Source organism: Bradyrhizobium sp. CB2312, assembly GCF_029714425.1.
Lineage (GTDB): Bacteria > Pseudomonadota > Alphaproteobacteria > Rhizobiales > Xanthobacteraceae > Bradyrhizobium.
The window spans coordinates 4,726,634-4,751,584 of the sequence record NZ_CP121668.1 but is presented as its reverse complement, the minus strand read 5'-3'; the positions used below and the strand labels follow the sequence as shown (position 1 = coordinate 4,751,584).

The window sequence follows — 24,951 nt, the reverse complement described above, 5'->3', positions numbered from 1 at the left end:
CTAGAACAGCGACTTTGCCGCGGCGGAGGCAACGCTCACCACCGGACCCGCAAACAGTGCGAACAGCAGGTTGAACACGCCCGTGACCGCCATCACCGTCTTCACCTCGATCCTGACCGGATCGACCTGGCCGGCCGGCTCGTCGAAATACATCGTCTTGACGATGGAGAGATAGTAGTAGGCGCCGACGACGCTGGTCAGCACGCCGATGACGGCGAGCGTGAACAGATTGGCCTTGATGGCGGCGACGAAGACGTACCACTTGCCGAAGAAGCCGGCGAGCGGCGGCACGCCTGCAAGCGAGAACAGCAGCATCGCGAACAGGAAGGCGAGCATCGGATTTGTCCGCGACAGGCCGGCGAAATCGCTGATCTGCTCCACCGCCTGGCCGTTGCGCTTCATGGCGAGGATGATCGAGAACGAGCCGAGCGTCATCGCGACGTAGATCACGATGTACATCAGGACGCCCTGCGCCCCTTCGACCGTGCCGGAGGCAAGGCCCACCAGCGCGAAGCCCATATGGCCGATCGAGGAGTAGGCCATCAGGCGCTTGATGTTGGTCTGCCCGATCGCGGCAAAGGAGCCGAGCGCCATCGAGGCGATCGCCACGAACACCAGGATCTGCTGCCACTGCGAGACGATGCCCGGGAATGCGGTCAGCGTGACACGGGTGAAGACGGCGAGCGCGGCCACCTTCGGGGCCGAAGCGAAGAAGGCGGTGACCGGGGTCGGCGCGCCTTCGTAGACGTCAGGCGTCCACATGTGGAACGGCACGGCCGAGACCTTGAAGCAGAGGCCGGCGAGCAGGAAGACCAGGCCGAACACCAGGCCGACATTCGCGATGGTCGCGGCCTGGGCGATGCCGGCGAAGCTGACGGTGCCGGTGAAGCCATAGACCAGCGATGCACCATAGAGCAGCATGCCCGAGGACAGCGCGCCCAGCACGAAATACTTCAGGCCGGCCTCGGTCGACTTGGCGTTGTCGCGGTTCGAGGCAGCCACGACGTAGAGTGCGAGCGACATCAGCTCGAGGCCGAGATAGAGCGAGATCAGGTCGCCAGCCGAGATCAGCACCATCATGCCGAGCGTCGAGAGCAGCACGAGGATGGCGTACTCGAAGATGCGGCGAGACGGATTGGATAGGAACTCTGCCGACAGGATCAGCGTCGCCGCCGAGCCGATCAGCGCCATGATCTTCATGAAGCGGGCGAAGTCGTCGACGATGATGCTGCCGCCGAAGGTCACCTGCTTGCCGGCAGGCTGGGCGTAGACGAGCACGCCGACCACGACCAAGAGCACCACCGCCAGCGAGGTGACGGCGCTGGTCGTCCCCTGCCCGCGATAGGCTCCGAGCATCAGAAGCGCCATCGCACCGACCGCGAGCACGATCTCGGGCAGCACCGGCGCCAGTTGATAACCTGCAGTCTCAAAGCTCATGGCGATATCCTGACCTGCCCGATCACTGGAGCAGTGCGGCGGCCTTCACGGCCGTCACAGCGGTGTTGTAGTTGTTGACGAGTTGCTGGACCGAGGCGGCCGACATGTCGAGCACCGGCTTCGGATAGACGCCGAACAGGATCGTCAGCGCGATCATCGGGAACAGCGTCACGCATTCGCGCAAGGTGAGATCCTTCATGCTCATCAGCGACGGCTTCACCAGCGCACCGAACACGACCTTGCGGTAGAGCCACAGCGCGTAGGCTGCCGACAGGATGACGCCGAAGGTGGCGAAGAACGCGGTCGGGATCGAGACCTTGAAGGTGCCAAGCAGCGTCATGAACTCGCCGACGAAGCCGCTCGTGCCGGGCAGACCGACATTGGCCATGGTGAAGACCATGAAGGTCATGGCATAGAGCGGCATCCGGTTGACGAGGCCGCCATAGGCCGCAATCTCGCGGGTGTGCATGCGGTCGTAGACGATGCCGACGCAGAGGAACAGCGCGCCGGAGACGATGCCGTGCGAGATCATCTGGAACACGCCGCCGGCGACGCCCTGCATGGTGCCGGCGAAGATGCCCATGGTGACGAAGCCCATATGCGCGACCGAGGAGTACGCGATCAGCTTCTTCATGTCCTCCTGCATCAGGGCCACCAGCGAGGTGTAGATGATGGCGATGGCCGAGAGCGTGAAGATCAGCGGCGCGAAGTCGTGCGAGGCCAGCGGGAACATCGGCAGCGAGAAGCGTAGGAAGCCGTAGCCGCCCATCTTCAGCAGGATCGCGGCGAGGACCACCGAGCCCGCGGTCGGTGCCTCGACGTGCGCGTCAGGCAGCCAGGTGTGCACCGGCCACATCGGCATCTTCACCGCGAACGAGGCGAAGAAGGCGAGCCAGGCCCAGGTCTGCAACGACCGCGGCACGGCGGTGTGCATTAAGGTCGGGATGTCGGTGGTGCCGCCGTTCCAGTACAGCGCCATGATGGCGAGCAGCATCAGGACCGAGCCGAGGAAGGTGTAGAGGAAGAACTTGAACGAGGCGTAGACCCGGCGCGGACCGCCCCAGATGCCGATGATCAGGAACATCGGGATCAGGCCGCCCTCGAAGAACAGGTAGAACAGCACGAGATCAAGCGCCGAGAAGGTGCCGATCATCAGCGTTTCCAGAATCAGGAACGCCATCATGTATTCGCGCACCCGGTTCGTGATCGCCTTCCAGCTCGCGATGATGCAGAACGGCATCACGGCGGTGGTCAGGATCAGCAGCGGCAGCGAGATGCCGTCGACGCCCATGTGGTAGGTGATGCCGGTGGCGAGCCAGCTCGCCTTCTCGACGAACTGGAAGTCGGCGCTGGAGGGATCGAAGCGCATCACCAGGATCACCGACACCGCGAAGGTGATCAGCGTGGTCCACAGCGCGATCCAGCGCGAGTTGCGCTTGGCCGCCTCGTCGTCGCCGCGGCTGAGATAGACGATCAGCGCGCCGACCAGCGGCAGGAAGGTGGTGACCGAAAGGATGGGCCAGGTTGTCATTTACTGGCCTCCAAAGCCGAACATGAACCAGGTGATCAGGCCGGCGGCGCCGATCAGCATGGCGAACGCATAGTGATAGAGATAGCCGGTCTGGAGCTTCACGACGTTGCGGGTGACGTCCAGCACGCGGGCGGAGACGCCATCGGGACCGAGGCCGTCGATGATGAAGCCATCGCCCTTCTTCCAGAGCTGGTAGCCGATCCACTTCGCCGGACGGACGAAGATGAGGTCGTAGAGCTCGTCGAAGTACCATTTGTTGAGCAGGAACTGGTACAGCATCGGCTGCTCTGCGGCGAGCCGAACGGGGATGTAGGGCCTGCGGATGTAGAACAGGTACGACACCAGGAAGCCCAGCACCATCATCACCGTCGGCAGGAAGGCGATGGTCTCGGGGATGTGGTGCATCTCCTCGATGATGTGCGGGTTCATCTTCACGGACTCGCGGAAGAACTCCTCGACGCCGTGACCGGCGAACAGCTCCTTGAACGGGAAGCCCGCGACGATCGAGCCGACCGCGAGCACGCCGATCGGGATCAGTATCCAGAGCGGGGCCTCATGCGCGGCTTCGTAATGATGCTCGTCATGCGGCTCGCCGTGGAAGGTCTTGAAGATCAGGCGCCAGGAGTAGAACGAGGTCAGGCCGGCGGCGACGACCGTCATCAGGAAGCCGTACACCGCGAACGGATTGTGCGAGGCGTAGGCGGACTCGATGATCGCGTCCTTGGAGAAGTAGCCGGCGGTGAGCGGGAAGCCGGTCAGCGCCAGCGTGCCGACCACCATCACTGCGTAGGTGTAGGGGATCTTGCGCCAGAGGCCGCCCATGTTGCGGATGTCCTGCTCATGGTGCATCGCGTAGATCACCGAGCCGGAGCCTAAGAACAACAGCGCCTTGAAGAAGGCGTGCGTGAACAGGTGGAACATGCCGACCGAATAGGCCCCTGCTCCCATCGCCACGAACATGTAGCCGAGCTGCGAACAGGTCGAATAGGCGACGATGCGCTTGATGTCGTTCTGCACGAGGCCGATGGTCGCCGCGAAGAACGCGGTGGTGGCGCCGAAGAACATCACGACGGCCTGCGCGGTCGGGGCGAGCTCGAACAGCGGCGACAGGCGCGCCACCATGAACACGCCCGCGGTGACCATGGTCGCGGCGTGGATCAGCGCCGAGACCGGGGTCGGGCCTTCCATCGCGTCCGGCAACCAGGTGTGCAGCAGGAACTGCGCGGACTTGCCCATCGCGCCCATGAACAGCAAGAGGCAGGTCAGGGTCAGCGCGTCGGCGTGCCAGCCGAGGAAGTTGATGGTCTTGCCGGTCAGGCCCGGCGCAGCGTGGAAGATGGTCTCGAAATCGGTCGAGCCGACCAGCATGAAGATCGCGAAGATGCCGAGCGCGAAACCGAAGTCGCCGACGCGGTTGACCACGAAGGCCTTGATGGCCGCCGCGTTCGCGGAGGGCTTCTGGTACCAGAAGCCGATCAGCAGGTAGCTGGCGAGACCCACGCCCTCCCAGCCGAAGAACAGCTGGACCAAATTGTCCGCGGTCACCAGCATGAGCATGGCGAAGGTGAACAGGCTGAGATAGCCGAAGAAGCGTGGCCGGTACGGGTCCTCGTCCATGTAGCCGATGGAATAGAGGTGCACGAGCGAGGACACGGTCGTGACGACCACAAGCATCACGGCGGTGAGCGTGTCGACGCGGAGCGTCCACCAGACCTGGAGGTCGCCGGAGAAGATGAAGGGCAGCAGCTGGACCCGGCCGTCGTGGTGCATGAAGCCGACATCGACCAGCGTCATCCAGGACAGCGCGGCCGCGACGAACAGCAGTCCGGTGGTGATCAGCTCGGCAGCGCGCGAGCCCGCCGCCGCCGGCTCGACCGGGCCGTGGCCGTGGTCGTCGTGGGCGTCATCGTGATGGCTCTCGTGAATGACGGACGCATCCTCGCCGATCGTGTCGGACGCATGGGCGTGCGCGCCAGGACCGTGATCATGGCCGTGATCACCGTGATGCTCGACCTCGTCACCCGAGGGGTTGCGGGCATGCGCGCCGACCAGGGAGATGAGCCCGGCCAGAATGGCGCCCAGCAGGGGCAGGAAAACGATTGCCTGAACCATTTGAGAGCTCAGCCCTTCATCAGATTGACGTCCTCAACCGCGATCGAGCCGCGGTTGCGGAAATAGACCACCAGGATGGCGAGACCGATCGCGGCTTCCGCCGCGGCCACGGTCAAGACCAGCAGCGCGAAGACCTGGCCGACGATGTCGCCGAGGAAGGTCGAGAACGCCACGAGGTTGATGTTGACCGAGAGCAGGATCAGCTCGATCGACATCAGGATGACGATGATATTCTTGCGGTTCAGAAAGATGCCGAGGATCCCGAGCGTGAACAGGATCGCGCCGACCGCCAGATAGTGTCCAAGCCCGATCGTCATTTCACCCACTCCGCCGCATCGGCGTCCGAGAGCCCCTGCCCTGACGCCACCTTGCGCATCGCCATCGCCATTTCGGGCGTGCGTGCGTTCTGAACATTGATGTCCTGCCGCTTAACGCTCGCCTTGTGGCGCAAGGTCAGCACGATGGCGCCGATCATGGCGACCAGGAGCACCATGCCCGCGAGCTGGAAGTAGTGGATGTACTTCGTATAGAGCACGAGCCCGAGCGCCTCGGTGTTGGAGACGTTGGCCGGGATCGCCGCCGTGATCGTCTTGGAGACGCCGGGATTGATGACCCAGAAGCCGACGGTGAGCAGCAGCTCGAACATGAAGATGCCGCCGATCACGAGGCCGACCGGCAGGTACTGGATGAAGCCTTCGCGCAGCTCGAGGAAGTCGACGTCGAGCATCATGATCACGAACAGGAACAGCACCGCGACGGCGCCGACATAGACGACGATCAGGATCATCGCGAGGAATTCGGCGCCCATCAGCACGAACAGGCCGGAGGCGTTGACGAAGGCCAGGATCAGGTACAGCACGGAGTGCACGGGATTGCGCGAAACAATCACCATCACCGCCGAGGCGACGCAGACGCCGGCGAACAGATAGAAGAACAGCGCGGGAAGGATCATGCCCTGACCTCACCGGTACGGCGCATCGAGCTCGATCGCTTTCGCGATCTCGCGTTCCCAGCGGTCGCCGTTGGCGAGCAGCTTGGCCTTGTCATAGAACAGTTCCTCGCGGGTCTCGGTCGCGAACTCGAAGTTCGGACCTTCGACGATGGCGTCGACCGGACAGGCCTCCTGGCAGAGGCCGCAATAGATGCACTTCACCATGTCGATGTCGTAGCGCACGGTGCGGCGCGTGCCGTCGTTGCGGCGCGGGCCGGCCTCGATGGTGATGGCCTGCGCCGGGCAGACCGCTTCGCACAGCTTGCAGGCGATGCAGCGCTCTTCGCCGTTCGGATAGCGGCGCAGCGCATGCTCGCCGCGGAAGCGCGGCGAGATCGGGCCCTTCTCGAACGGATAGTTCAGCGTCGGCTTCGGCTGGAAGAAATAGCGCATGGCGAGGAAGAACGCCGAGACGAATTCCGACAGCAGAAGCGAGCGTGCAGTGGCGTTGATGTTGATACCCATGGCGGGGCCCTCACTTCGGCGCGATGCCGGCGAAGTGCAGCACACCGGCCACCACGATCACCATTGCCAGCGAGATCGGCAGGAACACCTTCCAGCCGAGACGCATCAGTTGATCGTAGCGGTAGCGCGGCACGATCGCCTTCGCCATCGCGAACAGGAAGAACATGAAGAACAGTTTCAGCGCAAACCAGATGATCCCCGGCACCCAGTTGAAGGGCGGCAGGTCGACCGGCGGCAGCCAGCCTCCGAGGAACAGGATGGTCGCCATCGCGCACATCGTGACGATCGCGACGTATTCGCCGAGCATGAACAGCAGGTACGGCGTCGAGCCGTACTCGACCATGAAGCCGGCGACGAGCTCGGATTCCGCCTCGACGAGGTCGAAGGGCGGACGGTTGGTTTCCGCCAGCGCCGAGACGTAGAACACCACGAACATCGGGAACAGCGGCCAGACATACCAGTTCAGGATCGTGAGCTGCGGCAGACCGATCAGGCTGGCAAGGCCGCGGGCATGCTGGGCCTCGACCACCGCCGAGAGGTTCAGCGTGCCGGCGCAGAGCAGCACCGTGATGATGACGAAGCCGATCGAGACTTCATACGACACCATCTGCGCCGCCGAGCGCAGCGCGGCGAGGAAGGGATATTTCGAGTTCGACGACCAGCCGGCCATGATGATGCCGTAGATCGACAGCGACGAGATCGCGAAGATGAAGAGGATGCCGACATTGATGTCGGAGATCACCCAGCCGAGATTGGTCGGGATCACCGCCCAGGCTGCGAGCGCGAGCACGCACGACACCAGCGGCGCCAGCAGGAACACGCCCTTGTTGGCGCCGGCCGGGATGATCGGCTCCTTCAGCACGAACTTCAGAAGGTCCGCGAAGGATTGCAGCAGGCCCCAGGGGCCGACCACGTTCGGGCCGCGGCGGATCTGCACCGCCGCCCAGATCTTGCGGTCGGCGAGCAGGATGTAGGCGATCGCCACCAGGAGGACGACGAGCACCAGCACGCTCTCCGCGACCATGATGATCAGCGGCCAGAGGAAACCGGTCCAGAATGCGCTTTCAAAGAATTCCATCAGATCACGCTCACTCCGCTGCGGTCAGCATCTGCCCGGAGGCAAGCCGCGAGCATTCCGCCATCACGGCGGACGCACGCGCGATTGGGTTGGTCAAATAGAAGTCCTCGATCGCCGGCTTGAACGGCGCCTTCTCGGGCGAGCCGCCCTTCCCCGCCAGCTTCTTGATCTGGTCGGCGGAGCCGGCCTCGATCTGATCGAGCCGGATCAGATGCGGCACGGCCTTGAAGATCGCCTGGCGCAGCGCGGCAAGCGAGTCGTAACCCAGCTTCTTGCCGAGTGCCTCCGACAGGGCGCGGATGATCGCCCATTCCTCGCGGGCTTCGCCCGGCGGGAACGCGGCGCGGCCCGTCATCTGCACGCGGCCTTCGGTGTTGACGTAGATCGCGGACTTCTCGGTGTAGGCGGCGGCCGGCAGGATCACATCGGCGCGATGCGCGCCGCGATCGCCATGGGTGCCGATATAGACGACGAAGGTGCCGTCCGGCGCCTTGATCTCGTCGGCCCCGAGCAGGAACAAGAGGTCGAGCGTGCCGAACGTCGTCATCTGTGCGGCGTTGAGGCCGCCCTTACCGGCGACAAAGCCGATATCGAGCGCGCCGACGCGCGAGGCGGTCTCGTGCAGCACGCCAAAGCCGTTCCAGCCCTCCTTCACCGCGCCGACGTCGAGCGCGAGCTTGGCGGCGGCGGCCAGAATGGCGGCACCGTCGTGACGCGAGGCCGCGCCCGCGCCGACCAGGATGATCGGGTTCTTGGCGTTCTTCAGCACGTCCATGAAGGAGTGCCTGCCCGCCGCGAGCTCACCGAGCGTCTCGGTGCCCGCACCAAGGTGGTCATAATCGTAGGTCAGGTCGGCCTTGGCGCCGATCACGCCGACCTTGAAGCCGCCGGCGCGCCAGCGCTTGCGGATGCGGGCGTTGAACACGGCCGCCTCTTTGCGCGGATTGGCGCCGATGATGAGCAGCGCATCGGCCTTCTCGACGCCGGCCAGTGTCGGGTTGAAGATATAGGAGCCGCGGCCGAGCGCGGGATCGAAGGCGTCGCCGCCCTGCACCGCCAGATTGCTCGAGCCGAACTTGGCGAGCAGGTCCTTGAGCGCGAACATCTCCTCGACACCGGCGAGATCGCCGGCGATCGCGCCGATGCGCTTGCCGTCGGTGCGGCCCGCCTTGGAAGCGATCGCGGCGAAGGCCTCCTGCCAGCTCGCCGCGCGCAGCTTGCCGGCCTCACGGATATAGGGCCGGTCGAGGCGTTGGGTGCGCAGGCCGTCGACGATGTGGCGGGTCTTGTCGGAGATCCACTCCTCGTTCACGGCCTCGTTGATGCGCGGCAACACGCGCATCACCTCGCGGCCGCGGGTGTCGATGCGGATCGCCGATCCCAGACCGTCCATGACGTCGATCGACTGGGTCTTGCCGAGTTCCCACGGGCGCGCGGCAAAGGCATAGGGCTTCGAGGTCAGCGCACCAACCGGGCAGATGTCGACGAGATTGCCCTGCAATTCCGACGTCAGCGCGTGCTCGAGATAGGTCGTGATCTCCATGTCCTCGCCGCGACCGGTGGCGCCCATCTCGGGCGCGCCGGCGACTTCCGCCGAGAAGCGCACGCAACGCGTGCACTGGATGCAGCGGTTCATCGAGGTCTTGACCAGCGCGCCGAGATATTTGTCCTCGACCGCGCGCTTGTTCTCGGCGAAGCGGCTGGTGTCGACACCATAGCCCATCGCCTGGTCCTGAAGATCGCACTCGCCGCCCTGGTCGCAGATCGGGCAGTCCAGCGGATGGTTGATCAGAAGGAATTCCATCACGCCTTCGCGCGCCTTCTTCACCATCGGCGAACGCGTGGAGATTTCCGGCGGCTCGCCCTTCGGACCCGGACGGCAGTCGCGCACGCCCCAGGCGCAGCTCGCGACCGGCTTCGGGCCGCCCTTCACCTCGACGAGGCACATGCGGCAGTTGCCGGCGATCGACAGGCGCTCGTGATAGCAGAAGCGCGGAATCTCTGCGCCGGCCGCCTCGCACGCCTGAAGCAGCGTGAACTCGGCGGGGACATCGATCTCTTTGCCGTCGATGATGAGCTTGGTCATGTCTCTTACTCCGCCGCGACCATGTTCACGGGATCGCGGACGCCGATATCGTCGATGTCGGCCTTGTGCGAATACTGGTCGATGCGCGCTTCGATCTCATGACGGAAATGCGCGATCAGGCCCTGGATCGGCCAGGCGGCTGCGTCGCCGAGCGCACAGATGGTGTGGCCTTCAACCTGTTTTGTCACTTCCAGCAGCATGTCGATTTCGCGCTTGTGGGCGCGGCCTTCGGCCATGCGGGTGAGGACGCGCCACATCCACCCCGTGCCTTCGCGGCACGGCGTGCACTGGCCGCAGCTCTCATGCTTGTAGAAATAGGAGATGCGGGCGATGGCGCGGATCAGGTCGGTGGACTTGTCCATCACGATCACGGCCGCGGTGCCGAGGCCTGAGCGCAGCTTGCTCAAGCTGTCGAAATCCATCGGCGTGTCGATGATCTGCTCGGCCGGCACCATGCGCACCGACGAGCCGCCGGGGATCACGGCCTTGAGGTTGTCCCAGCCGCCACGGATGCCGCCGCAATGCTTCTCGATCAGCTCACGGAACGGAATGCCCATGGCCTCTTCGACGTTACAGGGCCGCTCGACATGGCCGGAGATGCAGAACAGCTTCGTGCCGACATTGTTCGGACGGCCGATGCCGGCAAACCAGGCCGCGCCGCGGCGCAGGATGTCCGGCGCAACCGCGATCGACTCGACGTTGTTGACGGTGGTCGGGCAGCCGAACAGGCCGACGTTGGCCGGGAACGGCGGCTTCAGGCGCGGCTGGCCCTTCTTGCCCTCGAGGCTTTCGAGCAGCGCGGTTTCCTCGCCGCAGATATAGGCGCCGGCGCCGTGGGCGACATAGATGTCGAACGGCCAGCCGTTGACGTTGTCCTTGCCGACCAGCTTGGCGTCATAGGCCTGGTCGATCGCGGCCTGAAGATGCTCGCGCTCGCGGATGAACTCGCCGCGGACATAGATGTAGCAGGTGTGCGCGTTCATCGCGCAGCTCGCGATCAGGCAGCCCTCGATCAACAGATGCGGATCGTGCCGCATGATCTCGCGATCCTTGCAGGTGCCGGGCTCGGACTCGTCGGCGTTGACGACGAGATAGCTCGGCCGGCCGTCGGTCGATTCCTTCGGCATGAAGGACCATTTCAGACCGGTCGGGAAGCCGGCGCCACCGCGGCCGCGCAGGCCCGAGGCCTTCATCTCGTTGATGATCCAGTCGCGGCCCTTGTCGATGATATTCTTCGTACCATCCCAGGCGCCGCGACGCCGCGCGCCCTCGAGCCCCCAATCGTGGAGGCCGTAAAGGTTCTTGAAGATGCGATCCTTGTCCTCGAGCATTTCAGTGCTTTCCGATCAACGGTTGGCTTGCTTGTAGGCAAGCCCGGCGGCGCAGACGCCAAACGTCAGCGCCCAGAGCAGGCTGGATTCCAGCGACGCGTTCAGGCTGAAACGCTGAAGCAGGAAGATGAAGGCGGCCGCCACGGCGGCATGCATTGCGATGAAGCCCCACTTCTTCATGGCACCGCTCCCCTCGACCGAAGGCTGCGAGAGATCACGCATCAGGTGATCTCCTTCAGCGTGGTCGGCCCGGTGATCGGCGCCGAGAACTGGCGGCCGTTCTGCGGACCGGGCTTGGGCGGATTGCCCGACGCGAAACCGTCGAGCACCTTGCCGAAGCTTTCCTTGGTCAGGTCCTCATAGGTGTCCTTGCCGATCAGCACCATCGGCGCGTTCACGCAGGCGCCCAGGCACTCAACCTCTTCCCAGCTGAAATTGCCGTCCTTGGAGAGATGGAAGGGCTCGTGATGGATGCGATGCTCGCAGACGTGGATGAGGTCCTCGGCGCCGCGCAGGCGGCACGGCGTGGTGCCGCAGACCTGGACGTGGGCCTTCTTGCCGACGGGCGCGAGCTGGAACATCGTGTAGAAGGTCGCAACCTCCAGCACGCGGATATAGGGCATGTCGAGCAGGTCGGCGACCACGCGGATGGCGGCTTCCGACACCCAGCCTTCGTTCTGCTCCTGGACGCGCCAGAGGATCGCAATCACCGCGGAAGCCTGGCGGCCGGCCGGATATTTCGCGATCTGCTGCTTGGCGAATGCGAGGTTCTCCTCCGTGAACGCAAAGCTCGCGGGTTGGACTTCCTTCGGTGCTAATCGGCGAACGGACATCTCTTATCTCTCACTGCATACGGCGCACGGTTTTGGCATTCAGGGCATCGATCCTGTCCTGCCAGAACGCGCTTGCGGTGCCGAAAACGTTGTAGCCGACGTGGGTCGAGACCTTGATGCGGTCGAGGATCGACAGCTCGGTCACGGTCTCCATCCGGTTGCTGCGCGGATCGAACACGATCAGCTTCAGCGGGGTCTGCTCGAGGATGTAGCGCGACACCGCATGGGAGCGGTCGCTGCCGTGCTCCTCGCACATGATGACGCTGTCGGCCTCTAGCAGCCGGGCGCCGCCCTTGATCGCCTCGATCTCGACGCCCTCGACGTCGAGCTTGATCAGGTATTTGCCGGTGCCAGCGACCCTGCCGTCGTCGATCAGGTTGTCGAGCGCGAGAACCGGCACTTCCTCGCCGCCATCAGATGGATCGCCGGCGATGCTGAAGGCTTCGTGCTTGGTGCCTGACAGGCGCGCGGTGCCGCGCGTTGCGCCGATCGCGCACTTCATGGTCTCGAAGCGATTGCCGTTGACGCGGGCATTGTTGGCGAGCTTCGGATAATTCTGGCCCGACGGCTCGATCGCGATCGCCTTGTGCGAACCGAACGACTTGCTCGACACCAGCACCGACCAATAGCCGTAATTCGCGCCGCAATCGAGCAGCGTGTAGTCGACGTCGACGCTATCGGCGAACAGCAGCTCGAGTTCGTCCTCATAGTTGTACGAGCGGTTGAGCAACTTGCTCCAATAGCCGTCGCCATAGGGAAACTCGAACACGGCGTCGGGGTTGAGCCTGATCGCGATGTTGCGCTCCGGCAGCGTCTTGCGCAGCAGATTGGCGCAGGCGATGTAACCCATGTGCGAGAAGTGCGAGGAGATCTTCGATCCCGTCACCAGCGCCAAGGCAGCCGTCCGCTCCCACAGGTTGGCCCCTTCAAGGGCCCCCGAGGCACGGTCAAACTGGATTGGCGCCTGCGCCATCACCGATCGACCTCTCCGAACACGATGTCGAGCGAACCGAGGATCGCCGAGACGTCGGCGAGCAGATGGCCGCGGCAGATGTGGTCCATCGCCTGCAGATGGGCAAAGCCCGGCGCGCGGATCTTGCACTTGTAGGGCTTGTTGGTGCCGTCGGAGACGAGATAGACGCCGAACTCGCCCTTGGGCGCCTCGACCGCGGCGTAGACCTCGCCGGCCGGCACGTGAACGCCTTCGGTGTAGAGCTTGAAGTGGTGGATCAGCGCTTCCATCGAGCGCTTCATCTCGCCACGGCGCGGCGGCGCAACCTTGTTGTCGGCGACGACAACGGGCCCCTTCCCGTCGGCTGCGTTCAACTTCTGGATGCACTGCTTCATGATGCGCACGGACTGGCGCATCTCTTCCATGCGGATCAGGTAGCGGTCGTAACAGTCGCCGTTCTTGCCGATCGGAATGTCGAAATCCATCTCGGCGTAGCACTCATAGGGCTGCGACTTGCGCAGGTCCCAGGCCGCGCCGGAGCCGCGGACCATCACGCCCGAGAAACCCCACGCCCAGGCTTCCTTCAGCGGCACCACGCCGATGTCGACGTTGCGCTGCTTGAAGATGCGGTTGGCGGTGAGCAGCCGGTCGAGATCGTCGACCACTTTCAGGAACGGATCGCACCAGGCCTCGATGTCGTCGACCAGCTTCTGCGGCAAATCCTGATGCACGCCGCCGACGCGGAAGAACGCTGCGTGCATGCGGCTGCCCGAGGCGCGCTCGTAGAACACCATCAGCTTCTCGCGCTCTTCAAAGCCCCACAGCGGCGGGGTCAGCGCGCCGACGTCCATCGCCTGCGTGGTGACATTGAGAAGGTGAGAAAGGATGCGACCGATCTCGCAATAGAGCACGCGGATCAGCTGGCCGCGGCGCGGCACCTCGATGCCGAGCAGCTTTTCGGCGGCGAGGCAGAAGGCGTGCTCCTGGTTCATCGGCGCGACGTAGTCGAGCCGGTCGAAATACGGGATCGCCTGCAGATAGGTCTTCTGCTCGATCAGCTTTTCGGTGCCGCGGTGAAGCAGGCCAATATGGGGGTCGACGCGGGCGACGATTTCGCCATCCAATTCGAGCACAAGACGCAAAACGCCATGCGCCGCCGGATGCTGCGGTCCAAAGTTGATCGTAAAGTTGCGAAGCTGTTCAGGTTGCTCGTTCATGATCAGGCCTTCGGTCCTGCCTTCTCGTCACCAGGAAGCGGATAGTCCGCCCCTTCCCACGGCGAGAGGAAATCGAACTTGCGGAATTCCTGGTTGAGCCGGACGGGCTCGTACACCACGCGCTTCTCCTGGTCGTCGTAGCGGACCTCGAGGAAGCCGGTGAGCGGAAAGTCCTTGCGCAGCGGATGGCCCTCGAAACCGTAATCGGTGAGGATGCGGCGCATGTCGGGATGGCCGACGAAGAACACGCCGTAGAGGTCGTAGGCCTCGCGCTCGAACCAGTCGGCGCCGGGGAATTCGTCGATCAGCGACGGAACCTGCGTGGTCTCGTCGGCGGCAACGCGCAGCCGGATCCGCGTGTTCAGGGTCGGTGACAGGAAGTGATAGATCACGTCGAAGCGCTTCTCGCGCGAGGGATAATCGACCGCCGTGATGTCGGTGACGTTGACGAAACGGCAGTTCGGATCGTCGCGGAGGTGCTTGACCACCTCGACGATCTTGCTGGCCTCGACATCAACCGTGAGCTGGTTGAAGGCCACCGTGTGACCGGTGGCGGCGCCCGGAAGCGCGCTAACGATCGTTTGCCCAAGGGCGTCGAGCTTGCCGTCGTCCATGACGTAAAACCTTAGCGTTCGATGGTGCCGGTGCGCCGGATCTTCTTCTGGAGCAGCAGCACGCCGTAGAGCAGCGCTTCCGCCGTGGGCGGGCAGCCCGGCACGTAGATGTCGATCGGCACGATGCGGTCGCAGCCGCGCACGACCGAGTAGGAATAGTGATAGTAGCCGCCGCCATTGGCGCAGGAGCCCATCGAGATGACGTAGCGCGGCTCGGGCATCTGGTCGTAAACCTTGCGCAGCGCCGGCGCCATCTTGTTGGTCAGCGTGCCCGCGACGATCATCACGTCGGACTGGCGCGGCGAGGCACGCGGGGCGAAGCCGAAGCGCTCGACGTCGTAGCGCGGCATCGACACCTGCATCATCTCGACGGCGCAGCAGGCGAGGCCGAAGGTCATCCACATCAAGGAGCCGGTGCGGGCCCAGGTGATGAGGTCGTCGGTCGCGGCCACGAAGAAGCCCTTGTCGGACAGCTCGTGATTGACCTCGAGGAAGAACGGATCATTGGCCCCGACCGGCTTGCCGGTCGACGGATCCAGAATGCCCTTGGGGGCCGGCGCGACGACCGGACCGGCGGACGATGCAGGGTTCAATCCCATTCGAGTGCCCCTTTCTTCCATTCATAGGCGAACCCGACCGTCAGCACGGCAAGGAACACCACCATGGACCAGAAGCCGGTCGCGCCAAGCTTGCCGAACGCCACCGCCCAGGGAAACAGGAACGCCACCTCGAGGTCGAAGATGATGAAGAGGATGGCGACCAGATAGAAGCGGACGTCGAACTTCATGCGGGCGTCGTCGAAGGCGTTGAAACCGCACTCATACGCCGACAGCTTTTCCGGGTCCGGTTGCTGGAACGCCACGATGAAGGGCGCGATCAGCAGCACCAGGCCGATGAGGCCTGCTACCCCTATAAAAACGACGAGTGGAAGATAGTTCTGTAAGATGCCGCTCATTGACGAGCCCTTTTTCCCGCAGCCTCGGGACAGCCACGGATTCGTCCGATTTGGAATTATTCTGAGCCTTAGCGCAGTGCACCAATGGGCGCAAGACACGCTCTATTTAGGCCCTTTTGCCGCCCCCTGAACCGTGGAAACCCCGGAATCACCCCGCGGCTGGTATGGAGCAGATCGACCGCCCCAGCAAGGGCGATCCCGCTCAGTTCACGCGCGCTCGGCGGTGACGTCCGCCGCTGGAGAGGCTCACTTTATTTAGGCCGCGACGCAGCAAAATCCAGCTGACAACGGCGACAGGCGCCCCCACCGTCACCCAGGCGACATATTGGCCGAGCTCGCCCCAGAGCAGCGCGGCCAAGAGGCCGGTGATGGTCGCAGCCGCGAGCAGGATAGGTGCAGCAAAGACACGTATCCACAGGCGCGAATGGTCAGAGGAGCCATGCATCACGACGGGACCGGGGCTCGTCTGGCGAATGCGTCGGACTTGGCAGACACGCGCTTGCGCCGGCGCGCCAGCCAGAGATAGAGGCCGCTGCCGATTACAACGATAATGAGCAAGTCGAGCGCGGCCCAGACCGCCTTGAGCGGCATTCCGCCATAATCGCCGAAATGTAGCGGCTGCGAGATCAGGAGCGCCTGGAGATAGAGCGGCAGCGCCCGGCTGTCGGCCACCTCCCCGGTCTCGCCATCGAGCAGCACCGGCTTGAGCAGCCGCGCCGTCAGCGCGGTGTCGCCGCGCATGAAGGCGGCGAAATGATGCGAGGATGTGAACGGCGTGCCCGGAAACGCGATGAAGGCGATCTCCATACTGGGCGCGGTATGTCTGGCGCGCGCAATGACGTCATCGAGCGAGGCCAGATGCGTCGGCGGCGGCTTGCCGGCATAGGGCGCGACCATGCTGGCGAGCTCGTTCGCCTTCCACTGGCCCAGCATCAGCTCGGCCCAGGTGTTGATGACGCCGGTCAAGCCCACCACCAGCGCCCAAGCGACGGTCACGACCCCGATCAGATTGTGCCAGTCGAGCCACCGCACGCGGCGCGAGGCGCTGTCACGGATGGTGGCAAAGCGCAGGCGGCGGGTGAACGGCCAGTACAGCACCACGCCGGAGACGATGGCGATGGCGAACAGCAGGCCCATCCCGCCGAGGAACAGCTTGCCGGGCTGGCCGGCAAACATGTCGGTGTGCAGCTTGAGCATGATCAGCATCGGTCCGACGCCGACCGGCCCAAGCAGTTTTGTCGAGACCGCATCGAAGGCGCGCACCGTCGCGTTGTCAGGCAGCCCGTCGACGGCGCTGTTGGTGAAGGCGGTGACGATCCCGGGCTCGTCCTTGTCCCAGGAGATATATTGCAGCACGCGGCCGGGATCGGCGGCGAGCGCAGCGTCGGCGACGGCTTGACCCGTCGCGCGCGCTGCGCCCGCATGAGCTTCGGGCTGGGGGGCGTAGCCCAGGAGCTCATCGATCTCGTGATGGAAGATCAGCGGCAGGCCGGTCAGGCAGAGCAGCAGCAGGAACACGGTCGAGATCAGGCTGGTCCAGGTGTGGACCACAGACCAGAGCCTGACCGTGCGTGCCTTCACGAGACCCTCCCCTCGCCTACCATTGGTAGGAGACGCTGGCGGTGACGCGTCGGCGGTCGCCGTAGAAGCAGGACGTCGGCGACGCGCAGCTCGCGACGTAGATCTTGTCGGTCAGGTTGATCACGTTGAGAGCCGTGCGCCAGTTCTGCCACTCGTAGTGGAGCGCGAGATCGCCGAGCACGACAGCGGGAACCTCAAGCGTATTAGCGGCGTCGGCCCAGGAGGAGCCGATATAGCGGACGCCGCCGCCGAAACCGAATCCGGCAAGCGGACCATCCTTGAAGGTGTAGTCCGCCCAGCCCGAGACCAGCAGCTCTGGCGTGTTGGTCGGCGTCTTCCCCACCAACGACGGATCGAGATCCCTGTTGTTGAAGAGATGATAGGCGGTGAACGCGCCGATCAGCTTCAGCTCCCTGGTGGCGTTGGCCACCGCCTCGAGCTCGATGCCGCGCGAGGTCACCTCGCCGGTCTGGTTCTGCAGGATCGGGATGATGCCCGGCGCTGTCGTCGCCACATTTTGGCGGACCAGATCGAAGGCGGAAGCCGTGAAATAGCCATCGAACCCCGTTGGCGCGACCTTCACACCGATTTCAGCCTGCTTGCCTGTTTCCGGCAGGAACAGCCGATTTTGCGCATTAAGGCCGATGATCGGATTGTAGCTCGTCGAGTAGGAGACGTAGGGCGCGATGCCGTTGTCCAAATTGTAGATCAGGCCGGCGCGGCCGCTGAACCTGCTGTCGTCGCGGCTGTCGACAGTGGCACCGGTAAAGCGGTTGTCCTGGGTGGTCTCGACCCAATCGTTGCGGCCGCTCAGCACCAGCGTGAAATTGCCGAGCTTCATCTGATCCTGAAGGTAGGTACCAGCCTGCTTCTGCGTGATCCGGAAGTTTCGGAACGGATCGCCCGCAAACGGAATATCGCTCAACCCGTAGGCAGGGTTGAAGATGCTGATCGGGGGCACGCCGCCCCCAAAAAGCTGGTAGTCGTCGATCTGGTAGCCCTTGAGGTCCACGCCGAACAGCATCGTGTGCTTCACCGGGCCGGTGTCGAAGCGATACTCCATCTGGTTGTCGAGATCGGCCTGGTTGGCCGTATTCTTTGCATACCAATTGTAGCGATTGAGAGTGGCCGCTGCCTGGTTGCCATAGTCATTGCCGACATAACCGCGATAAGTCACGTCGACATGGGCAAAGCGCGCGTTCTGCCGGAACGTCAGGTCATCGGTGAGATTGCGCTCGAACCGGTAGCCGAGCATCTCCTGCTCGCGCGTGAACTTGTCGACGCTGGGATCCCCGGCGAAGAAGCTGGTCGGAATCTTGCCGAACGAGGCATTGGTGACGGTGCCGACATAAGGCAGGAAGTTGATGCCGCGCGTATCCTGCCGCGAGGCCGAGGCCAGCACCGTGAACGTGGTGTCGGCGTCCGGCTTCCAGGTGAAGGACGGCGCGATGAAGTAATTGTTGTCGGGCGTGAAATTGACTTGTGTCGGGCCGTTCTGCACCTGGCCGACGACGCGGTAGAACAGCTTGCCGTCCTGTTTGCCATCTTGGGACTGCGTCGCCGCCGGCCCGCCGAAATCGAAGCCGACATAGGCGTTGCCGAAATTGTTCACGCCGGTCTCGACATAGCGGATCGGCTCAGCCGGCGGCATCTTGCTGATGACGTTGACGATGCCGCTCGGGCTCGATCCGCCGTAGAGCACTGCCGACGGGCCGCGCAGCACTTCGACGCGCTCCATGTTGGGCGTCTGGAGCTTCCAGCTCGCATACGAGGTGTAGAACAGCTGCATGCCGTCGAGGAACAGCCCGACGTCGTCCGACTTGAAGCCGCGGATCAGCCACCAGTCGTTACGCGTGTCCGCGCCGAAAGTGCCGGCGCGCACGCCGGCGGTGTAGCGCAGGACCTCGTCGAGCTTGTTCGGCTTCTGGTCGCGGATCTGCTCCGCGCCGATCACCGACACCGACTGCGGCGTCTCCATGATCGGCGTGTTGGTCTTGGTGCCGGACGAGCTGCGACGCGCGACATAACCATGCACCGGACCAAACGGAGTCTCGACGACGCCGACATCGCGCTGCGGTTGCTGATTGGTTCGATTGGCGGTCTGCACCGATCGCGGCGCGCGGCGCTGGGGGGCCGCGGCCGCGCGGCGGCGCTGTTCCGGTGCTGCAACGGTCACGGGCGGCAGGTTCTGCGCCCCATTCTGCGTGGACGATTGCGCAAGCGATGCATGCGGTACCAAAACCCAAGCGGATGCGGTCGCCAGCACGGCCGACCGCAGCATTCCAACACTGTTCAACGCGCCACCCCGAAGCTGCATGTTTGATGCGTCATGCCGCCGATCCCCGCGCGGCATGCGCTTGCGGCGACGCTTATGTGAGCGCGCGCGAATTCCCTAATTGAAAGGCTCTTAGAAGGAGTCCAATCCGGATCCAGCGTTTCCGGATGTTTCCGCGCGCTCAGCGCGCTCCTTTTTCGGCTTCGAGCATTTTCTCGGCGGCGGCCGTGAGGCGATCGATCTGCTCCAGCAGCGTCTCGAGCTCCTTGGGGCTCAACTGGTCCAACAATTGGCGATTGCGCTCCTGCGCGCCTTCGACGATCGCATCATGCGCGGCGAGGCCTGCCGCGGTCAGCGAGATCAGCACCTCGCGGCTGTCTTTCGGGTTTGCCGATTTCGCGATCAGCTTGCGCGACAACAGATTGGCGAGCGCGCGGCTGATCTGCCCCTTGTCCTGGCCGACGGCCTCGGCGAGCCGCGCCACGCTCATCGGCGGCCGGCGGCCGAGCGAGGCGACGAGTCCGAACTCGACCGAGGACAATCCGGTGAGGCGCTTATAGCGCAGGATGGCGCCGCGCTTGAGCAGGTTGGCGAGCACCATCAGCCGCGACGACAGCATCGCGGTGATCGGCGCCTCCAAGTGACTTTCGTCCGCATCGGACGACGCACGCCCGGCCCTGCTCGTTGTCTGACTCATGGTCCACCTCTGCCAAGAAAGCCAGGGCGTGCCAAGTCTCGGCTAAGCCTTGGTAGCGCAACCTCCCCAACCCCATTCGAATGCGATTAAGAGGCGTTCCAGAAGATCGTTGACATTGTCATCGAATGATCTTTCACTGGGTCAACAGACGAAATAGACCGGGCCATCAAGGCCGCGGCGGGAGGATCAGCATGATCATCACCCAGCGGGATCGCGATCTCGGCACGGCCTATGCGATGAAGCCGGCGCACACGCGCACCGAGCTCACCTCGGTCATGCGCGGCACCCCGATGGGCGAGCTTTTGCGCCGCTACTGGCATCCGGTCGGGCTGATCGGTGACGCAACCGACACGCCGAAGAAGGTGCGCGCGCTAGGTGAGGATCTGGTGCTGTTCCGCGACAAGCATGGCCGTGCCGGCCTCTTGCACGCCCGCTGCTGCCACCGCGGCACCACGCTCTACTACGGCAAGGTCGAGGAAGACGGTATCCGCTGCTGCTATCACGGCTGGAAGTTCGACACCGAAGGCCATTGCCTGGAGCAGCCCTGCGAGCCCGACGGCGGCCAGTTCAAGGACAAGGTGCGCCAACCCTGGTACCCTGTCGAGGAGCGCTACGGGCTGATCTTCGCCTATATGGGCCCGGCCGAGAAGCGCCCTGTGCTGCCGGCTTACGAGTGCCTCGAGAACATGGACGACGGCGAGTTCCTCGAGGCGGATGACTCATCGATCGGCGGCGGCGGACCTGCCATCATCCCCTGCAACTGGCTGCAGCATTTCGAGAACGTGGTCGATCCCTATCATGTGCCGGTGCTGCACGGATCGTTCTCGGGGCCGCAATTCACCAACATGATGGCCTCGATGCCGGAGGTGAAATTCGACAAGACACCGCGCGGCATCGCCGTGCGCTCGATCCGCAACCAGGACGACGGCAAGGTATTCTATCGCGTCACCGAAGCTGCGCTGCCCACCCTGCGCGTCGTGCCGAACCCGCGCGTGGCGCAATTCGCCCGCGTCGAGTCGATCGGCTGGACGCTGCCGATCGACGACACCTCCTTCCGCATCTACGTCGCCGGCCGCGTGAAAAACTCCGGCGACATCGGCCGCATGCGCTCGAAGTTCAACGGCAAGTTCTGGTGGGACATGACGGAAGCCGAGCACCAGAAATTCCCCGGCGATTACGAGGCGCAGGTCGGCCAAGGCCCCGTGACCGTTCACTCCGAGGAGCATTTCGGCCAGAGCGACCGCGGCATCCTGATGATCCGGCGCATGCTGACCGAACAGTTGGAGGCGATGGAAGCAGGCCGCGACCCGATCGGCGTCTCTTTCGATGCGAGCGCGGCGCCAGTCGAATTCGAAGCGGGGAATTACATCCGCGAAGGCTGACCAACCAGTTCCAACAAGAGCTGGACCGACAACGACAACAAAGACAAATTGGGGGAAGCGATGGTCGATGTGACGTCACAGGTGTCGGTGCAAACAGACGCCGCGGCCAAGCCCTCGGCACGTCGCTATTACGTGCTCGGGCTGCTCACCATCATCTACGCGCTGAACTTCCTCGACCGCACGATCTTCAACGTCCTGATCGAGCCGATCAAGAAGGAGTTTGCCCTCAGCGACACCATGATGGGCCTGCTCGCCGGCTTCGGCTTCGCGCTGTTCTATTCCCTGCTCGGCATCCCCATCGCGCGCGTCGCCGACCGGCTCAACCGGCGCAACATCGTCGCCGTCGCCTTCGCGTTCTGGAGCGCGATGACGGCGCTGTGCGGCGCGGCCACCAGCGTGACCTCGCTGGCGTTCGCCCGCATCGGCGTCGGCATCGGCGAATCCGCGGGCTCCCCCGCCTCGCAATCGATCGTCGCCGATCTCTTCGCCAAGAACGAGCGCCCGCGCGCGCTCGGCATCTACGCCATCGGCACCTATCTCGGCGTGTTCCTCGGCTATTTCGTCGGCGGCTACGTCAACCAGCACTATGGTTGGCGGATGGCGTTCTATGTCGCGGGCCTGCCTGGCATCCTGCTCGCTGCCATCCTGTGGCTGACGATCTCCGAGCCGAAGCGCGGCGCGATGCAGGAGAATTTTGTGCCCGAGCCGCTCGGGCCGACGCTCCGCTTCCTGGCTTCGCAGAAGAGTTTTGTGATCGTGCTGATCGGCTTCTGCCTGACCACTTACACGAACTACGCCACCGCGGCCTGGATCCCGCCGTTCCTTGCGCGCGTGCATCACCTGTCGAGCGCCGAGATCGGCACCTATGCCGGCACGTTCAAGGGGCTCGCGGGCATGGCCGGCACCCTGCTCGGCGGCTTCGTGGTGGCGCAAGTGAGCCGCCGCGACGATCGCTGGAAGCTGTGGGCGCCCGCGATCACCTCAGGGCTCGCCGGCCCTGTGTTCGCGCTCTGCATGCTGACGCAGGATTTTTCGATGATGGTGGCCATGCTGGCGCTGACTTCGTTCCTTGTTGGATTCCATCTCGGCCCGATCTTCGCGATCGCGCAGACGGTGGCCAAGCCAAGTATGCGGGCGCTGGCCTCAGCGCTGATCGCGCTCACCGCGACCTGCTTCGGCCAAGGCGTCGGCCCGCTCGCCGTGGGCATGGTCAACGACGCCCTCAAGGGCAGCTATGGCGCCGACGCCGTGCGCTATTCCCTGCTCTCGGCGGCGGTCACGACCACGCTCGGCGCCCTGCTCTTCATCTGGGCAGCGCGGAGTATCCGCACCGACATCGCACGGGCGAGTTGAACGCCTAAAGCGCGACGAGATTGGGATGAATCGTCATCGCGCTTTAGGTTGTTGTTGAGCATGATCTTTTCGGAAAACCGCTTCGCACTTTTCCGGATCATGCTTCAGGTGCTCATGAACGCGAGCATGTCCGCAAGCAGGCGCTCGCCATGCGTGAGCGGCAGCGGATGCGGCGCCCCCTCATAGACGATGAGCTTGCTGCCTTTGATCAGCTTGGCGGTCTTGGCGCCCGTCAACGGCAGCGGCGCGCTGGCATCCTTGTCGCCATGGATGATCAGCGTCGGGCGATCGATCCCGGCGGCAGCCTTACGGAGGTCGGCGAACGCAATCGTCTTGCGGCACGCCAGCGCCACCGGCAGCGGCACGCTCAGCATCATCTGCCGGATCCAGGTCCGCGTGATCTCCGGCGTCTCGGCGGTGAAGAACGGGACCTCGTTCGCCGCGATCCATTTGGCGAAGTCGCGCGCGATCGCGGCGTTGTCGGCCTCGATCATCGCCTTCGGGATCGCGTCCGGATTGTCCTCGGTCCTGACCAGGAACGGCGTCGTCGGTGCGACCAGCACAAGCCTTGCGATCCGTTCCGATCCGTAGCGCGCGAGATAGTTCACAGCTTCCGCCGTTCCCATCGAGAAGCCGACCAGCGTCACGTCGCGCAGGTCGCGCTGCTCGATCACGGCCGCAACATCATCGGTCAGTGTGTCGAGGTCGTAGCCCGCCGACGGCAACTCGGAGCGGCCATGCCCGCGCCTGTCGGGCGCGACGCAGCGGAAACCCTTCTCAGTGAGCGCAGCGATATGACTGCCCCAGGTGCCGGCATCGAAGGTCCAGGCTGACAGCAGCAGCACCGGTTTCCCGCTTCCCCAATCCTGCACGAACAGCTTTGTGCCGTCCCTGGCCGTCACATAGGGCGATCGCGCAGTCTGCTGGGCCGCTGGAGCGCTCGCGGCCGACGCTGCCGCAAGGGCGGTCCCACACAGGGTGGCTTCGAGGACGGTCCGACGATTCATCGCGTGTCTCCCTCAAGATCGGTCGGCACGTCGTTTGCGGCCGACAGACACGATCATCGCGAAGGCCGATCGCGTCTGCGATTACGCGCCAGGTAAGACATCACTGACTCCAGGGAACGACGACCGCAGGCTGACCTTGCGGCTCCCTCCGCGGGCGACCCGTTGTTTTCGTGATGATTTTCCGCCTCAGGCGCTCTGATGCAGCGGTGTACACCGGCCCTGCATGGCGCAAGCCCGGCGAAACCAACCGGGCGTAATCATGAAACCATTTTGAGGATCCCGCGAAACCATCCAGAAACAGATGGTCCTTAGAAGATGGGCCCATAGACGGCGGCAAAGCCCGTCGGGAGGCTCAGATGAACCACTCAATTCACTCTGCGGATCGTGCGACCCACCTGAAAATCGTGGTGGTGGCGCTGATTGCCGGCATTGCAGTGGCCGGCTTCGGGATCGCAGCCCGCACGAGTGCCGATTACAACCAGACCGCCCAGTCCACCCACGTGATCAAGGCCGGCAAGCCGGTGGCGGTCACGAGCGCGGGCCAGTCCGAGATCCGCTGATCGACCGAAGAAGGTCCGGTTTGATACCAAACGGCTGCCTCGGGTGGCCGTTTCGTTTTATGGACGTGTATGCCGGAGGACCGCGCCGGCTCGCCGGGCGCAACCCGAACGGGCGAAATCCGAGGTGGCCACCCACTCTGCAATTTGGATCTCACCCTCGTGGTCGGTGATGGCGCAGATGCGATAGTCCCCGCCAAGCGCCTCCTTGATGGCCCGGAGGGAGTCTTCGTAGATCCCGTTGGCATCGATGTTGAACGGCACCGCACCGCCAAGACAGGACAGGTGGTTGAGCACGAAGTGTCCATCGGCACAGCCGAGATCGACCACGGTCCCGTAGCGCACGCCCTTCGCGAACAAATTTTGCAGCGTTGCGCTGAAATCGGCTGCCTGCATGAGATCGCTTCCGCCAAGCCCCCGTTTTGGCCAGTCGTCGCCGTGTCGGCGTGTTTGCGCACATCGCCCGCCACGGGCAAAATCAGAAACAGAGGGATTTC

Annotated in this window: 25 protein-coding genes; 3 read left to right on the top strand and 22 right to left on the bottom strand. The window is 64.1% G+C overall.

Annotated features, from left to right (window positions below):
* From nuoN to QA642_RS23300, 20 genes are all read right to left on the bottom strand, one after another.
* Positions 1-1,437, bottom strand: coding sequence for an NADH-quinone oxidoreductase subunit NuoN (nuoN, locus tag QA642_RS23395; protein WP_283086686.1), 1,437 nt, complete (start codon positions 1,435-1,437; stop codon positions 1-3).
* Positions 1,438-1,459: 22 nt separating this feature from the next.
* Positions 1,460-2,968: an NADH-quinone oxidoreductase subunit M gene (locus QA642_RS23390; protein ID WP_283086685.1), complete on the bottom strand. Its 1,509-nt coding sequence runs from the start codon at positions 2,966-2,968 to the stop codon at positions 1,460-1,462.
* Positions 2,969-5,080, bottom strand: coding sequence for an NADH-quinone oxidoreductase subunit L (nuoL, locus tag QA642_RS23385; RefSeq protein ID WP_283086684.1), 2,112 nt, complete (start codon positions 5,078-5,080; stop codon positions 2,969-2,971).
* Between the two features lie 8 nt (positions 5,081-5,088).
* Positions 5,089-5,397, bottom strand: coding sequence for an NADH-quinone oxidoreductase subunit NuoK (gene nuoK, locus QA642_RS23380; protein ID WP_008547737.1), 309 nt, complete (start codon positions 5,395-5,397; stop codon positions 5,089-5,091).
* Complete coding sequence (locus QA642_RS23375; protein ID WP_283086683.1) at positions 5,394-6,032, bottom strand: NADH-quinone oxidoreductase subunit J; 639 nt, start codon at positions 6,030-6,032, stop codon at positions 5,394-5,396. Before QA642_RS23375 ends, nuoK begins: the two co-directional genes overlap by 4 nt.
* 9 nt (positions 6,033-6,041) lie before the next feature.
* Positions 6,042-6,530: an NADH-quinone oxidoreductase subunit NuoI gene (gene nuoI, locus QA642_RS23370; RefSeq protein ID WP_026232873.1), complete on the bottom strand. Its 489-nt coding sequence runs from the start codon at positions 6,528-6,530 to the stop codon at positions 6,042-6,044.
* A 16-nt stretch (positions 6,531-6,546) separates the two neighbouring features.
* Positions 6,547-7,614 carry an NADH-quinone oxidoreductase subunit NuoH gene (nuoH, locus tag QA642_RS23365; protein ID WP_092213972.1) on the bottom strand — a complete coding sequence of 356 codons (1,068 nt, stop codon included), beginning with the start codon at positions 7,612-7,614 and terminating at the stop codon, positions 6,547-6,549.
* Between the two features lie 10 nt (positions 7,615-7,624).
* Positions 7,625-9,700: an NADH-quinone oxidoreductase subunit NuoG gene (gene nuoG, locus QA642_RS23360; RefSeq protein ID WP_283086682.1), complete on the bottom strand. Its 2,076-nt coding sequence runs from the start codon at positions 9,698-9,700 to the stop codon at positions 7,625-7,627.
* A 5-nt stretch (positions 9,701-9,705) separates the two neighbouring features.
* A complete protein-coding gene (nuoF, locus tag QA642_RS23355; RefSeq protein WP_283086681.1) occupies positions 9,706-11,031 on the bottom strand; it encodes an NADH-quinone oxidoreductase subunit NuoF in 1,326 nt (441 codons plus the stop codon).
* Positions 11,032-11,046: 15 nt separating this feature from the next.
* A complete protein-coding gene (locus tag QA642_RS23350; RefSeq protein ID WP_283086680.1) occupies positions 11,047-11,253 on the bottom strand; it encodes a hypothetical protein in 207 nt (68 codons plus the stop codon).
* On the bottom strand, positions 11,253-11,864 hold the full coding sequence (nuoE, locus tag QA642_RS23345; protein ID WP_283086679.1) for an NADH-quinone oxidoreductase subunit NuoE: 612 nt from the start codon (positions 11,862-11,864) through the stop codon (positions 11,253-11,255). The genes QA642_RS23350 and nuoE overlap by 1 nt, the downstream gene beginning before the upstream one ends.
* Positions 11,865-11,874: 10 nt before the next feature.
* On the bottom strand, positions 11,875-12,837 hold the full coding sequence (locus QA642_RS23340) for an FkbM family methyltransferase (protein ID WP_283086678.1): 963 nt from the start codon (positions 12,835-12,837) through the stop codon (positions 11,875-11,877).
* Entirely contained in the window at positions 12,837-14,033 is a 1,197-nt protein-coding gene (locus QA642_RS23335) for an NADH-quinone oxidoreductase subunit D (RefSeq protein ID WP_283086677.1), read from the bottom strand. Before QA642_RS23335 ends, QA642_RS23340 begins: the two co-directional genes overlap by 1 nt.
* A 2-nt stretch (positions 14,034-14,035) precedes the next feature.
* Positions 14,036-14,647, bottom strand: a complete 612-nt coding sequence (locus tag QA642_RS23330) for an NADH-quinone oxidoreductase subunit C (protein ID WP_283086676.1) — start codon at positions 14,645-14,647, stop codon at positions 14,036-14,038.
* A gap of 11 nt (positions 14,648-14,658) precedes the next feature.
* Positions 14,659-15,246: an NADH-quinone oxidoreductase subunit B gene (locus QA642_RS23325; RefSeq protein WP_283086675.1), complete on the bottom strand. Its 588-nt coding sequence runs from the start codon at positions 15,244-15,246 to the stop codon at positions 14,659-14,661.
* Positions 15,237-15,602 carry an NADH-quinone oxidoreductase subunit A gene (locus QA642_RS23320; protein ID WP_008136158.1) on the bottom strand — a complete coding sequence of 122 codons (366 nt, stop codon included), beginning with the start codon at positions 15,600-15,602 and terminating at the stop codon, positions 15,237-15,239. Before QA642_RS23320 ends, QA642_RS23325 begins: the two co-directional genes overlap by 10 nt.
* Positions 15,603-15,804: 202 nt before the next feature.
* Positions 15,805-16,047, bottom strand: a complete 243-nt coding sequence (locus tag QA642_RS23315) for a hypothetical protein (protein ID WP_283086674.1) — start codon at positions 16,045-16,047, stop codon at positions 15,805-15,807.
* The gene (locus QA642_RS23310; protein WP_283086673.1) at positions 16,047-17,183 is read right to left on the bottom strand and encodes a PepSY-associated TM helix domain-containing protein; all 1,137 of its coding nucleotides are present in this window, start codon (positions 17,181-17,183) and stop codon (positions 16,047-16,049) included. Before QA642_RS23310 ends, QA642_RS23315 begins: the two co-directional genes overlap by 1 nt.
* A gap of 16 nt (positions 17,184-17,199) precedes the next feature.
* Positions 17,200-19,464 carry a TonB-dependent siderophore receptor gene (locus QA642_RS23305; protein ID WP_283086672.1) on the bottom strand — a complete coding sequence of 755 codons (2,265 nt, stop codon included), beginning with the start codon at positions 19,462-19,464 and terminating at the stop codon, positions 17,200-17,202.
* 175 nt (positions 19,465-19,639) lie between these two features.
* On the bottom strand, positions 19,640-20,155 hold the full coding sequence (locus tag QA642_RS23300) for a MarR family transcriptional regulator (RefSeq protein WP_283086671.1): 516 nt from the start codon (positions 20,153-20,155) through the stop codon (positions 19,640-19,642).
* A gap of 191 nt (positions 20,156-20,346) precedes the next feature.
* On the opposite strand from QA642_RS23300, the gene QA642_RS23295 reads away from it, so the two are divergent.
* Complete coding sequence (locus QA642_RS23295) at positions 20,347-21,537, top strand: aromatic ring-hydroxylating dioxygenase subunit alpha (protein WP_283086670.1); 1,191 nt, start codon at positions 20,347-20,349, stop codon at positions 21,535-21,537.
* A gap of 60 nt (positions 21,538-21,597) precedes the next feature.
* Positions 21,598-22,890 (top strand): MFS transporter, encoded by a 1,293-nt coding sequence (locus tag QA642_RS23290; protein WP_283086669.1) that lies wholly within the window; start codon positions 21,598-21,600, stop codon positions 22,888-22,890.
* 104 nt (positions 22,891-22,994) lie between these two features.
* Here the strand turns inward: QA642_RS23290 and QA642_RS23285 are convergent, their stop codons facing one another.
* Positions 22,995-23,897: an alpha/beta hydrolase gene (locus QA642_RS23285; protein ID WP_283086668.1), complete on the bottom strand. Its 903-nt coding sequence runs from the start codon at positions 23,895-23,897 to the stop codon at positions 22,995-22,997.
* Between the two features lie 356 nt (positions 23,898-24,253).
* Here QA642_RS23285 and QA642_RS23280 point away from each other — a divergent pair, with 356 nt between their 5' ends.
* The gene (locus QA642_RS23280; RefSeq protein WP_283086667.1) at positions 24,254-24,457 is read left to right on the top strand and encodes a hypothetical protein; all 204 of its coding nucleotides are present in this window, start codon (positions 24,254-24,256) and stop codon (positions 24,455-24,457) included.
* Positions 24,458-24,514: 57 nt separating this feature from the next.
* Here QA642_RS23280 and QA642_RS23275 read toward each other — a convergent pair whose 3' ends face one another.
* Positions 24,515-24,850, bottom strand: coding sequence for a hypothetical protein (locus tag QA642_RS23275; protein ID WP_283086666.1), 336 nt, complete (start codon positions 24,848-24,850; stop codon positions 24,515-24,517).
* Positions 24,851-24,951 lie beyond the last annotated feature (101 nt).

What these genes read in the sequence shown, in the direction of transcription:
- nuoK (WP_008547737.1), bottom strand. Translation starts at nt 5,397, where the DNA reads ATGACGATCGGGCTTGGACACTATCTGGCGGTCGGCGCGATCCTGTTC.
- QA642_RS23305 (WP_283086672.1), bottom strand. Translation starts at nt 19,464, where the DNA reads ATGCTGCGGTCGGCCGTGCTGGCGACCGCATCCGCTTGGGTTTTGGTA.
- QA642_RS23325 (WP_283086675.1), bottom strand. Translation starts at nt 15,246, where the DNA reads ATGGGATTGAACCCTGCATCGTCCGCCGGTCCGGTCGTCGCGCCGGCC.
- QA642_RS23290 (WP_283086669.1), top strand. Translation starts at nt 21,598, where the DNA reads ATGGTCGATGTGACGTCACAGGTGTCGGTGCAAACAGACGCCGCGGCC.
- QA642_RS23285 (WP_283086668.1), bottom strand. Translation starts at nt 23,897, where the DNA reads ATGAATCGTCGGACCGTCCTCGAAGCCACCCTGTGTGGGACCGCCCTT.
- nuoG (WP_283086682.1), bottom strand. Translation starts at nt 9,700, where the DNA reads ATGACCAAGCTCATCATCGACGGCAAAGAGATCGATGTCCCCGCCGAG.
- QA642_RS23275 (WP_283086666.1), bottom strand. Translation starts at nt 24,850, where the DNA reads ATGCAGGCAGCCGATTTCAGCGCAACGCTGCAAAATTTGTTCGCGAAG.
- QA642_RS23315 (WP_283086674.1), bottom strand. Translation starts at nt 16,047, where the DNA reads ATGCATGGCTCCTCTGACCATTCGCGCCTGTGGATACGTGTCTTTGCT.
- nuoL (WP_283086684.1), bottom strand. Translation starts at nt 5,080, where the DNA reads ATGGTTCAGGCAATCGTTTTCCTGCCCCTGCTGGGCGCCATTCTGGCC.
- nuoH (WP_092213972.1), bottom strand. Translation starts at nt 7,614, where the DNA reads ATGGAATTCTTTGAAAGCGCATTCTGGACCGGTTTCCTCTGGCCGCTG.
- QA642_RS23320 (WP_008136158.1), bottom strand. Translation starts at nt 15,602, where the DNA reads ATGAGCGGCATCTTACAGAACTATCTTCCACTCGTCGTTTTTATAGGG.
- QA642_RS23280 (WP_283086667.1), top strand. Translation starts at nt 24,254, where the DNA reads ATGAACCACTCAATTCACTCTGCGGATCGTGCGACCCACCTGAAAATC.
- QA642_RS23300 (WP_283086671.1), bottom strand. Translation starts at nt 20,155, where the DNA reads ATGAGTCAGACAACGAGCAGGGCCGGGCGTGCGTCGTCCGATGCGGAC.
- QA642_RS23295 (WP_283086670.1), top strand. Translation starts at nt 20,347, where the DNA reads ATGATCATCACCCAGCGGGATCGCGATCTCGGCACGGCCTATGCGATG.
- QA642_RS23375 (WP_283086683.1), bottom strand. Translation starts at nt 6,032, where the DNA reads ATGATCCTTCCCGCGCTGTTCTTCTATCTGTTCGCCGGCGTCTGCGTC.
- QA642_RS23330 (WP_283086676.1), bottom strand. Translation starts at nt 14,647, where the DNA reads ATGGACGACGGCAAGCTCGACGCCCTTGGGCAAACGATCGTTAGCGCG.
- nuoE (WP_283086679.1), bottom strand. Translation starts at nt 11,864, where the DNA reads ATGTCCGTTCGCCGATTAGCACCGAAGGAAGTCCAACCCGCGAGCTTT.
- QA642_RS23340 (WP_283086678.1), bottom strand. Translation starts at nt 12,837, where the DNA reads ATGGCGCAGGCGCCAATCCAGTTTGACCGTGCCTCGGGGGCCCTTGAA.
- nuoF (WP_283086681.1), bottom strand. Translation starts at nt 11,031, where the DNA reads ATGCTCGAGGACAAGGATCGCATCTTCAAGAACCTTTACGGCCTCCAC.
- QA642_RS23335 (WP_283086677.1), bottom strand. Translation starts at nt 14,033, where the DNA reads ATGAACGAGCAACCTGAACAGCTTCGCAACTTTACGATCAACTTTGGA.
- QA642_RS23350 (WP_283086680.1), bottom strand. Translation starts at nt 11,253, where the DNA reads ATGCGTGATCTCTCGCAGCCTTCGGTCGAGGGGAGCGGTGCCATGAAG.
- QA642_RS23390 (WP_283086685.1), bottom strand. Translation starts at nt 2,968, where the DNA reads ATGACAACCTGGCCCATCCTTTCGGTCACCACCTTCCTGCCGCTGGTC.
- nuoN (WP_283086686.1), bottom strand. Translation starts at nt 1,437, where the DNA reads ATGAGCTTTGAGACTGCAGGTTATCAACTGGCGCCGGTGCTGCCCGAG.